Source organism: Acidobacteriota bacterium (assembly GCA_016184105.1).
Taxonomy (GTDB): Bacteria; Acidobacteriota; Vicinamibacteria; order Vicinamibacterales; family 2-12-FULL-66-21; genus JACPDI01.
Map to the genome: position 1 here is coordinate 1 of JACPDI010000033.1, position 8725 is coordinate 8725.

The following is an 8725-nucleotide window of genomic DNA, read 5'->3' on the forward strand; positions in this document are numbered from 1 at the left end:
AGCTGCTCGACGGGGGCATCGAGCTTCTGGGCCTTGAGGTCCACGCGCCCGAGGTCCTGCGACTCGTTGTACTCCGTGCCCCACTGGCCGGTCTGCTTGTTGACGATCAGCTTGGCGGTCTTGTCCTCGCCGAACCAGAGATACAGCGTGTGCGTGCCCGCCGGCACCGACAGCGTGCCGATGGTAATCGGCGCCGACGTCTTGATCGTCGTCGCCTCGTTCGCGCCGAGCCGCCAGACCTTGCCCGGAGGCACGAGCTGGCCGCCCCACGTCGTGCGCCCCTTCTTGTAAGGCGCGCCGTAGTTGATCTCGATCTTGGCCCCGCCAACCGTCCCTTCCGCCGTCATGGGAGGGCTCAGGCGCTTCTGCTGCCCCGCAACCGGGCTGACCAGTGAGGCGACGGCCACCGCCGCCATCAGAACACCGAAACGTTTCATGTGCATCTCCTCCATCGTAAGCCCACTACAGAATCTTTAGACCGAAGGCGGACGCCGCCAGTTCCGCGCCAAGCACGGCCGTCTGGTTCTGGACGTCCAGAATGGGGTTGACCTCGACCAGGTCGAGCGAGGTCAGCAGCCCCGAATCCGCGATCATCTCCATGACGACGTGCGCCTCGCGGTAGTCGAGGCCCCCTTTGACGGGCGTGCCCACGCCCGGCGCGATGCCCGGGTCGCACACATCCAGGTCGAACGACACGTGGATGCCCGCCGTGCCCGCGCCGGCGATGGCCAGCGCCTGCTCCATCACCGCGGCGATCCCCTGGCGATCGATGTCCTTCATGGTGAAGACGCGCACCTTCGACTCGCGTACTTCTTTCTTCTCGACCTCGTCGAGATTGCGGATGCCGATGAGCACGGTCTTCTCGGCCGTCACCTTGGGTGAAAAGCTCCCGATGCGGGACAGCTCCGCAGGCTCGGATCCCAGGAGCGCCGCGAGCGGCATGCCGTGCACGTTGCCGCTCGGCGAGGTGCGCGGCGTGTTCATGTCGCCGTGCGCATCGACCCACAGGAGGCCGAGCGGCGTGCTCTGCCGGCGCGCCAGCTCCGCCGGCGCGCCCACCGATCCCGCGGCCAGGCTGTGATCGCCGCCGAGGACGAGCGGGATCGCCCCCTTCTCGAACGCGCTCAGCGACGTGTCGTACAGCTTCTGGCACACCCGGGCGATCTCGCGGATGTACCGTTTGGTGGGATCGCCTGCCGACTTCACCTCCGGAATGGGCGCGGGGATGTCGCCGCGCTCCACGACGGCCACGCCCAGCGACTCGAGCTTCTCGTGCAACCCCGCGATCCGCAGGGCAGAGGGGCCCATGTCCACCCCCCGGCGATTGCCGCCAAGGTCGAGGGGAACGCCGATGATGTGGACGGGGCGTGTCGCGCTCACGGTCTGCGGTACGAAATCGAAATGCCTTCGCCCGACGGCGTGACGATGGAACTCCACAGCGCGGGGCTGGTCCTGATGGTCTTCAGGAAGTCGCCCATCTCGGCCGCCTTGTTCACGACGTTGTGCGCGACGAACAGGCCGCCGCGATCGAGCCGGGGGAACACGAGGTCGAAGAAGCGCTGGTAGTCCTTCTTCCACGCGTCGAGGAACACGAAATCGAACGTGCCCGGCAGCTTCGGGATCTGCACGAACGCATCGCCGGAGACGACGCGGACGACATCGGCGAGGCCGGCTCGGCGGATGTTCCGGTCCAGCTCGCGGGCGCGCGCCGCATCGTATTCGATGGTGACCATCCGGCCGCCGTTTGCGCGGACGGCCTGGCCCATCCAGATCGCGCTGTAGCCGCTGGCGCCGCCGATCTCGATCACGCGCTTCGCGCGCGAGGCGGCCACGAGCATGCGGAGGAATTGCCCGTCTTCTTCTGAGACGGCAAGGCGTCCGGTGTCTTTGTCCTTGATCTCGCGCAGAAGCGGGACGAGGTCCGGCGACTTTGGTTGTGGTGGTGTGGTTTGCGCCGCCGCCGGAGCAGCCAGCGCGAGAGCGAAGAACAGATAACGAAGGACAGCCATGCGATATCCGGCCATTCTACAACGGGGACAGTTGCAACGCGGCGCGCGCGGCCTGGCGGCCGGCCGCAATGCAGTCGGGGATGCCGATGCTGCCGAAACCCGCGCCCGCCAGGTGGACGCGATGCGCGACGGCACGCGTGCGGATGGCCGCGAGTTTCTCCGGGTAGCCCACTTCGTATTGTGGCGTCGCGTCGACCCACCGGTACACCCGAGTGAAGACGGGCGGCGACTCGATCCCGAGCAGCCGCGCGAGATCCGCGTGCGCCATGGCAACCAGCTCATCGTCGGCCAGCGTCATGGCGCGCGGGTCGCGCGTGCCGCCGAAAAACGCACGCACGAGCGCCACGTCATCGGGGGCGCGTCCGGGCCATTTCGACGACAGCCATGTCGCGGCAAGAATGCGCGTGCCGCGCTCCACGCGTGGGACGACGAAGCCGCTGCCGGCGAGCGGGTGGCGGACGCTGCGGCGAGGATACGCCAGCACGGCGATGCCGCTCGACACGTACGGGATGCTGCGGCACCACGCGGCCAGCTCGGCATCCACCGCTTCCAGCAGTGTCGCGGCCGCGTATGCCGGAACGGCGACGATCCAGTCCGCGCCGGTGCGGGTGGCGATTGGCGCCACGCGCTCTTCGAGGCGAAGCCGCTCGCGCGGGATCGCGGCGACGAGCGCGTCGACCAGTTCCTGCATGCCGCGCGGAAACGATCGGAAGATCCCCTGCGGATCCGCCGCGCGCCGTTCGGGAGCCGGATCCGCCATTTCGGGGAAGAGCGCGCGGATGGAGAGGCGCTCGACGTCGCCGGCGTGGATCCCGGCGAGGACAGGATCGGCGTAGTAGTCGACCGCCTCGCGGCCGAAGCGGCGAAGGAAGAACGACGCGATGGACTCGTCGGAGACGGGGAGGGCGGGCCTTTCAGGCCCGCCCGGGCGAGCCTGGAAGGCGCGTCCCACATCTGCTGCCTGAAAGGCTCGCCCGACATCTGCCGGCAGCGGCTCCAGCCGGCCGTCGCGCACGATGAAGGCGGCGCGGGGTGGCCGCGAGGGCACCAGGCGGCGCGCGATGCCCAGCTCCTCGCACAGCTCGATGCCCGCGGGTTTGCGCGCGAGCATCGCGTCAGGGCCCGCGTCGATGACGAAATCGCTCGTGTAGTCGGTCCGAAGGATGCCGCCGAAGCGCGAGGAGGCTTCGAGGAGGCGGAAGTCCGCGCCGCGGCGGTGAAGCTCGTAGGCGGCCGAGAGTCCGGTGATGCCGCCGCCGACGATCGTAATAGGGCTAGTCACCCCAGAATTCGCAGAACGCGCGGACACTTATTCTCATTCCGCGTGTTCCGCGCATTCTGCGGTGAGTCACCTGGCGGATTCCTCGTGCACGAAGCGCGCGAGTTCCTGCACGTGTTCCAGCGGCGTGGACGGCAGGATGCCGTGCCCCAGGTTGAAGACGTGGCCCGGCCGGGCGGCGGCGCGGCGGAGCACGTCTCGCGCTCCCTGCCGCAAACGGTCGAGCGGCCCGAGCAGCAGCGTGGGATCGAGATTGCCCTGGATGCCGCGGTCGGTCCCGATCCGTTCCCAGGCCTCGTCCAGCGGGATCCGCCAGTCGGCGCCGATGACATCGCCGCCCGCCTCCCGCATGAGCGGCAGCAGCGTTGTCGTGTTCACGCCGAAGTGGATCGCCGGGACGCCGGTCTCTTTCAGGCGGTCGAAGATGGCCTGCGAGTGGGGGAGCGCGAACTCGCGGTAGTCGGCGGGGCTGAGCGCGCCGACCCAGGAGTCAAAGACCTGCACCACCTGCGCGCCCGCTTCAACCTGCGCTTTCAGGTAATCGGTCACCATGTCCGCGAGGATCAGTCCGAGCCGGTGCCACGCCCGCGGGTCGGAATACATCAGGGCCTTCGTGTGCGCGAAGCTGGAGGACGGGCCCCCTTCAATCGCGTACGAGGCCAGCGTGAACGGCGCGCCGGCGAACCCGATGAGCGGCACGCGGCCGTCCAGCTCGCGACGCACGATGCGGACGGTCTCGAGCACGTGCGCCAGCTCCTGCCGCGGCTCGAAGCGACGGAGCCGATCGAGGTCCGAGGCCAAGCGAATCGGGCGCTCGATTGACGGCCCCTCGCCTTTCACGAAATCGAACGGCAGGCCCAGCGGCTCGAGAGGGACGAGCAGGTCGGAAAAGAGAATCGCCGCGTCCACGTCGATCGCCCGCACCGGCTGCAGCGTAACCTCGGTGGCCAGTTCAGGTGTGCGGCAGATGTCGAGCAGCGTGTGGTGGGCGCGTATCGCACGGTAGTCGGCCATGTACCGGCCGGCCTGCCGCATGAACCACAGGGGTGTCTTGTCCACGGGCTGCCGGCGGCACGCCCGCAGGAAACGATCGTTCACCGAGGCTCCCAGAATCAGGTGGAAAGCAGGGTGCGCGCGAGCGCAACGAGGTCTTCCAGCCACAGCGGCTTGAACCGGACCGATGCCCCCAGCGTTTTCAGCTCTGCCGCCGTGTTCTCCGCGAGAAAATAATCCCCGGTCACCACGGCCACCGGCACGTCCTGCAGGTGCGTCTTTGAACGGATGTGGCGCAGGAACTGGAGCCCGTTGACAATGGGCATCCGCAGGTCGAGGATGATGGCGTTCGGCAGGACGCTGTCGGCGAGTTCCAGCCCGGTTTCGGCGCTGACAGCGGTCGCCACGTTGAAACCCTCCAGCCTCAGCATGCGGGCGAACGTGTCCGCGACCGCCAGGTCATCATCCACGATGAGAATGGTCCGGGTGGCGGTGCTTGCCGGGACGGGGTCGGCCAAGGCAATCACGGGGCGATTATCGCACACTTCTGCCCTATCCTTACCAGCTCGGCTTGTGTTAACCTCCTGCGATCCTCCTACTTACACCGCCGGAGGCCGATGCCGATCCTCGTCAGACCCGTCCGCGAACAGCTCGAACACGACCGCGTCATTCGCCATCTGCAGGCAAAGCTGAAGCGAAAGTTCGAGGTCACGACGAACATCGGCGACGAACAGAACGCCGGCGTCCGCTCCGGCAACCTCACGCTCTTTCCCGACCTCGTGCTGTCGAGCGGCAGAAAGATCGCGAGCGTGATCGAGGTCGAAACGAACGAGTCGGTGAACCATCTCGAGGCGCTCGCGCAGTGGGCGCACTTCGGGCGGAGCCGCATTCCGTTTCATCTGTATGTGCCGGCGGGTTCGGTGGAGATGGCGCGCCGGCTTGCCGAGGAAAGCCAGGTCGCCTTCGCGGAGATCTGGAGCTACCATGCCATCGGCGACCAGATTCGGTTTGCGATGGTGCACCGTGCGCCCGCGGCGCCGGCGAAGGCCGCGCATGCGCCTGAAGCCCCCCGGCGCAAGCCGGCCGCTGCGCGCCCCGCCGCCAAACGCGCGCGCGGGGCTGCTGCCCGTCCTGCCGCGCGCCGCCCCGCCGCGCGGGCGTCCAATTCGAAGAAGACCGCCTCGCGCGCGCAGAAAAGGAAGTAGGTCCTGCCGTTCCTGCGCTTCGGCCGCGACAAGCGCGGCTACGAGCACACCTCTCTCGTCCTGCCGATCAAGCGCCACGGCCGGACGGAGTCACGCATCCTGTACTGGTTCCGCACGCCCCCGTACGTCAAGGTGGGACGCGCGGCGCTCGACGAGGAGGCGATGCGTCTCCTGGAGGAACGGCATCCGGGCGTGTCGTTCGACTGGGGGCGCATTCTGCGCGATCCACCGCAGCAGATTCCCGAGGAGCAGGCGGCCCGCCGCCGCGAGCACCGCGAGGCGCGCGAGGCGAAGCGCAAGAAGAAACGTTCCGCGGAGCCGGAGAGCACGGACCCGAGCATCACCGCAGAACCTGCAGAACCCTCTCAGGGGACGAGCCTGGAACCGATCGAACCGACTCCGGCCATCCCGTCTTCCTCCGCGTCCATTCTGCTGGGCCCCGAAGGGGCCGCGCACCTGCGCAGCCGTTACACCGTGTTGATGCAGCGCATCGAGCGGCTTCCCGACGAGGCGCGGCGCGGCGAGCTCGGACGCGAGGCCGCGCCGCTCAACCCGAACAGCTGGGAGACGCTCGAGGCGGCGCGGCTCGCGATGGACACGTTCGAGCAGCGATACGAGGCGCTGCGCGCCCAGGTCGGCGGCGGTCGCCGCCGCCGGCGGCGCCGCAGAGGTGGTGGCAAATCTGGCGGCGGGCAGCCGCCAACTGACGGCGTATAATCAATTTATGCTTCGAAAGGTCCTCTCCCTGGCCGCGGCCGCGCTGACTTCCGTGGCCCTGACGGCGCAGACGCCGCCCCCCTCCGCGCAGCCGGCACCCGCGGATCAGCCCACCTACCGGGCGCGCGCCGATCTCGTCACGTCGGACGTCATCGTCCGCGACGGCAACGGGCAGTTCATCAGCGATTTGAAGGAGAGCGACTTCGAGGTGTACGAGGACGACGTCAAGCAGTCGATCGTCTCGATGGTGCTCGTGCACGGCGGGCGCACGTTCAACTCGCTCACGCCGCCGCCGGCGCCGCCCGCCGAGGGCATCATCCTTCCGGCGAAGCGGCCGATGAACGACGCCGCGGGGCGCATCTTCATCATCTTCGTGGACGACCTGCACCTGGATTTCCGGAACACCGGCCGGATCCGCGAGCTGTTCAAGAAGATCGGCAAGACGCTCGTGCACGACGGGGACATGTTCGGCATCGTGTCCACCGGCCCCTCGTCGATTGCCATCGACCTGACCTACGACATGAAGCGGCTGGAAGAAGCGCTGAAGAAGATCGCCGGCAACGGCCTGAAGCCGTCGGAGATTCTCGAGCAGCCGGAAGGGGCCGAAGGGGTCAGCGAAGTGCGCTATCGCGCGCACACGGCGTTCTCCACGGCGTACGACATCCTCAAGAAGCTCGAGACGGTCCACAACCGGCGCAAGGCGTTCATCTACGTGAGCAACGGATACGATTTCAATCCGTTCTCGCAGACGCGCCAGCAGCAGGAGAGCGAGAAGTACCGCACGTTCTCCGGCGACAGCGATCAGGGGAACTACACCGATCCGTTCAACAACCAGAACAACCGCTTCGCCGAGGCGGACCTGGTACGGGAGCTGGCCGAGCTGACGCGCGCCGCGAACCGCGCCAACACGACGTTCTACACGATCGATCCGCGAGGCCTGGTGGGCATGCCGGACCTGGACGAGAACGTGGATTCCACCGACTGGAGCAACTACATTCGCACGTCGCAGGACAGCCTCCGGGTCATCGCCGAACAGACCGGCGGGATTGCGGTCGTGAACCAGAACGATTTCGACAAGGCGCTCAAGCGAATCGACGCGGAAACGAGCGACTACTACGTGCTGGGCTTTTACTCCAGCAATCCGGATCCCACCAAGCGGACGCGCAAGATCGAAGTGAAGGTCAAACGGCCGAATTTGTCGGTCTGGTCGCGCCCGCAGTACACCCTGAGGCCCAACCCGGGGCCGGCCCGAGGCAGCCGGTAGGCCGCAGGAATCCTCGCGCGGCGCAGCGGATTGTCATAGAGCTGTCATAGGCGCTCTGATATACTTTCGAACGGTTTTTTGGTCACTATTTCACAGTCAAAACGGTCATCGGGTCTGCCGAACTGCCGGAGTGTCTCGACACGTCCGCGGACATGTCCAACCACTGGAGTGATTCAATGAAACGCTTGCTGGACGTCACTACGTGGCCCGCGGGGCGGATGCTCGCCCTGCTGGCGCTGACAGCTTTCTTGTGGCCGGCCGGAGACGCCTCGGCGCAGGGCGTGACCACCGGCGGCATCGCCGGCATCGTCGTCGACGGACAGAAGCAGCCGGTCGCCGGCGCGGGGGTCATGGCGGTCCACGAGCCGTCGGGGACGCGATACGAAGCGGTGACCAACGAGCAGGGACGCTTTCAGATGATCGGCATGCGTGTGGGCGGGCCCTACACCGTGACGATCTTCCACCAGGGCGCCGGGCTGGCGTTCGAGCCGACCGTCCAGGAGAACGTGACGGTGAACCTGGGGGTCGCGAGCGACCTGCAGTTTACGGTGCGCGGGATCGCGGTAACGGAGGAAGTGACGGTCGTCGGGCAGTCGGACCCGGTGTTCAGCTCGGACCGTACGGGTGCGGCGACCGCCATCGACCAGGCCGCGATCCAGGTGCTGCCCACGATCAACCGGCGCATCGACGACATCACGCGGCTCTCGCCGCAGGCCGGCGGCGGCGGGACGTTTGCCGGGCAGGACAATCGACTGAACAACATCACCGTCGACGGCTCGTACTTCAACAACTCCTTCGGCCTGGCGGGACAGCCGGGCGATCGGACGGGCGTCGCGCCCATCTCTCTCTACGCCATCGAACAAGTGCAGGTCAGCGTCGCGCCGTTCGACGTGCGGCAGGGGAATTTCGTCGGCGCGGGCGTCAACACCGTCACGCGCAGTGGAACGAACCAGTTCCGCGGGTCGTTCTACCACCAGTTCCGCGACGAGAGCCTGGTCGGGACGGAAGCGAAATCGCTGCCCGTCAACCCGGGCACGTTCGAATTTCGCAACACGGGCGGGTGGGCGTCCGGACCGATCTGGAGGAACCGGAGCTTCTTCTTCGGCAACGTCGAGGACGAGAAGCTGAAGGAGCCGGGCACCACGTTCCGTGCGAACCTCGGGGGAGAGCCGGCCGCCGGCGGCGTGACGAGGGTGCTCGCCTCGGACCTGCAGCAGTTGAGCAGCGTGCTGCAGAACCGGTTCAGCTACGACACCGG

Annotated in this window: 10 protein-coding genes; 4 read left to right on the plus strand and 6 right to left on the minus strand. The window is 67.4% G+C overall.

Features of this window, described 5'->3' with window-relative positions; all coding sequences use genetic code 11:
- The 6 genes from HYU53_12505 to HYU53_12530 form a co-directional block, all read right to left on the minus strand.
- Positions 1-437, minus strand: a 437-nt coding sequence (locus tag HYU53_12505; GenBank protein ID MBI2222013.1) for a DUF2911 domain-containing protein, incomplete at its 3' end; no start/stop codon positions are given.
- A 25-nt stretch (positions 438-462) separates the two neighbouring features.
- Entirely contained in the window at positions 463-1380 is a 918-nt protein-coding gene (rocF, locus tag HYU53_12510; protein ID MBI2222014.1) for an arginase, read from the minus strand.
- Complete coding sequence (locus tag HYU53_12515; protein MBI2222015.1) at positions 1377-2009, minus strand: O-methyltransferase; 633 nt, start codon at positions 2007-2009, stop codon at positions 1377-1379. Before HYU53_12515 ends, rocF begins: the two co-directional genes overlap by 4 nt.
- A gap of 16 nt (positions 2010-2025) precedes the next feature.
- Positions 2026-3291: a protoporphyrinogen oxidase gene (gene hemG, locus HYU53_12520; protein MBI2222016.1), complete on the minus strand. Its 1266-nt coding sequence runs from the start codon at positions 3289-3291 to the stop codon at positions 2026-2028.
- A 66-nt stretch (positions 3292-3357) separates the two neighbouring features.
- The gene (gene hemE, locus HYU53_12525; protein ID MBI2222017.1) at positions 3358-4386 is read right to left on the minus strand and encodes a uroporphyrinogen decarboxylase; all 1029 of its coding nucleotides are present in this window, start codon (positions 4384-4386) and stop codon (positions 3358-3360) included.
- A 14-nt stretch (positions 4387-4400) separates the two neighbouring features.
- The gene (locus HYU53_12530; protein MBI2222018.1) at positions 4401-4808 is read right to left on the minus strand and encodes a response regulator; all 408 of its coding nucleotides are present in this window, start codon (positions 4806-4808) and stop codon (positions 4401-4403) included.
- Positions 4809-4898: 90 nt separating this feature from the next.
- Between HYU53_12530 and HYU53_12535 the strand changes: the two genes are divergently transcribed.
- The 4 genes from HYU53_12535 to HYU53_12550 all read left to right on the plus strand — a co-directional run.
- Positions 4899-5486, plus strand: a complete 588-nt coding sequence (locus HYU53_12535; GenBank protein MBI2222019.1) for a hypothetical protein — start codon at positions 4899-4901, stop codon at positions 5484-5486.
- A gap of 162 nt (positions 5487-5648) precedes the next feature.
- On the plus strand, positions 5649-6203 hold the full coding sequence (locus HYU53_12540) for a hypothetical protein (protein MBI2222020.1): 555 nt from the start codon (positions 5649-5651) through the stop codon (positions 6201-6203).
- Positions 6204-6210: 7 nt separating this feature from the next.
- The gene (locus HYU53_12545) at positions 6211-7467 is read left to right on the plus strand and encodes a VWA domain-containing protein (protein MBI2222021.1); all 1257 of its coding nucleotides are present in this window, start codon (positions 6211-6213) and stop codon (positions 7465-7467) included.
- 176 nt (positions 7468-7643) lie between these two features.
- A partial coding sequence (locus tag HYU53_12550; protein ID MBI2222022.1) for a carboxypeptidase regulatory-like domain-containing protein occupies positions 7644-8725 on the plus strand: 1082 nt, incomplete at its 3' end.

What these genes read in the sequence shown, in the direction of transcription:
- HYU53_12540 (MBI2222020.1), top strand. Translation starts at nt 5,649, where the DNA reads ATGCGTCTCCTGGAGGAACGGCATCCGGGCGTGTCGTTCGACTGGGGG.
- HYU53_12515 (MBI2222015.1), bottom strand. Translation starts at nt 2,009, where the DNA reads ATGGCTGTCCTTCGTTATCTGTTCTTCGCTCTCGCGCTGGCTGCTCCG.
- HYU53_12545 (MBI2222021.1), top strand. Translation starts at nt 6,211, where the DNA reads ATGCTTCGAAAGGTCCTCTCCCTGGCCGCGGCCGCGCTGACTTCCGTG.
- HYU53_12535 (MBI2222019.1), top strand. Translation starts at nt 4,899, where the DNA reads ATGCCGATCCTCGTCAGACCCGTCCGCGAACAGCTCGAACACGACCGC.